This window comes from Duganella sp. CF517 (assembly GCF_900110275.1).
Lineage (GTDB): Bacteria > Pseudomonadota > Gammaproteobacteria > Burkholderiales > Burkholderiaceae_D > Rugamonas.
In genome coordinates, this window is record NZ_FODC01000026.1 from 1 (window position 1) to 1,421 (window position 1,421).

The window sequence follows — 1,421 nt, forward strand, 5'->3', positions numbered from 1 at the left end:
GCCTTGCGGTCCACCTTGCCGTTGGAGTTCAGCGGCAGGCCGTCGAGCACCATGATCGCCGACGGCACCATATAGTCCGGCAGCGCCTGGCCGAGCCGCTCGCGCAGCACCCCCGCCTCCACCGTGTGCCCGGCGTGCGCCGAAACGTAACCGGCCAGCCGGGTGCCGGCGGGACCTTCGTGCGCCACCACCACCGCCTCGCGCACCTCCGGTTGCGCCAGCAGTTGGGCCTCCACCTCGCCCAACTCGATGCGCAGGCCGCGAATCTTGACCTGATGGTCGATCCGGCCCAGGTATTCGATCTGGCCCTCCGCGTTCCAGCGCACCAAATCGCCGGTGCGGTACAGCCGTTCGCCATCGCGCCCGAACGGATCGGCTACGAAACGCTCGGCGCTCAAGCCGGCGCGGCCCAGATAGCCGCGCGCCAGCAGTTCGCCGCCGATGTACAACTCGCCCGCCACGCCCTGCGGCACGGCGCCCAATGCGCCATCGAGCACATAGGCCCGCGTGTCGGCGATCGGACGGCCGATCGGCACCAGCGGCTCGCCGTCGTCGCGGCAGGTCCACTGTGTGACGTGGATCGTGGTCTCGGTCGGACCGTACAGGTTTTGCAGGCTGACGCCGGCCAGACGCCGCAGCGCCTCGCCCTGCGTGGCCGCCGGCATCGCCTCTCCGCCGCAAATGACGTAGCGCAGGCGCGTTTGCGCCTCGATGCCCTCGTGCGCGAGGAAGGCTTGCAGCATCGCCGGCACGAAATTGAGGGTGGTGACCTGATGGCGGCGAATCAGCTCGATGATCCGTTCCGGATCGCGCTGGTCGCCGGGATCGGCCAGCACCAGCCGCACGCCGGTCGTCAGCGGCCAGAAGATCTCCCATGCCGAGACGTCAAAGCTGAACGGCGCCTTGTGCAGCACCGTGTCGGCCGCCGTCAGCGCGTATGTCTGCTGCATCCAGGTCATGCAGCTGGCCAGCGCGCGGTGGCGGATCGCGGCGCCTTTGGGGCGGCCGGTGGAACCGGAGGTGTAGATCACGTAGGCCAGATGCTCGCCGTGCAGCGGCACCGCTGGATTGCGATCGGATTCCATGTCCAGGTCCAGCGTATTCAGGTCCAGCACGGGCAATGCGCCTGCCGGCGGCAAGGCGTCCTTGACGGCGCTTTGCGTCAGCAGCAGCGCGATGCCGCTGTCCTCGATCATGTAGGCCAGGCGGTCGACCGGGTACTCAGGGTCGAGCGGCACATAGGCGCCGCCGGCCTTGAGGATCGCCAGCAGGCCGACCACCATCTCCAGCGAGCGCTCGACGGCGATGCCGACCTTGACGTCTGGACCGACACCGAGCTTGATCAGGCGGTGCGCCAGCCGGTTGGCGCGCTGGTTCAGCGCCATGTAGGTCAGCGATTCGTCGCCGAACAGCAGCGCCGT

General features: G+C 68.8%; 1 protein-coding gene. It reads right to left on the reverse strand.

The window, feature by feature from the left end:
• Nucleotides 1-1,421: amino acid adenylation domain-containing protein (locus BMX85_RS29825; protein ID WP_143068121.1), on the reverse strand; the 1,421-nt coding region annotated here is incomplete at both ends.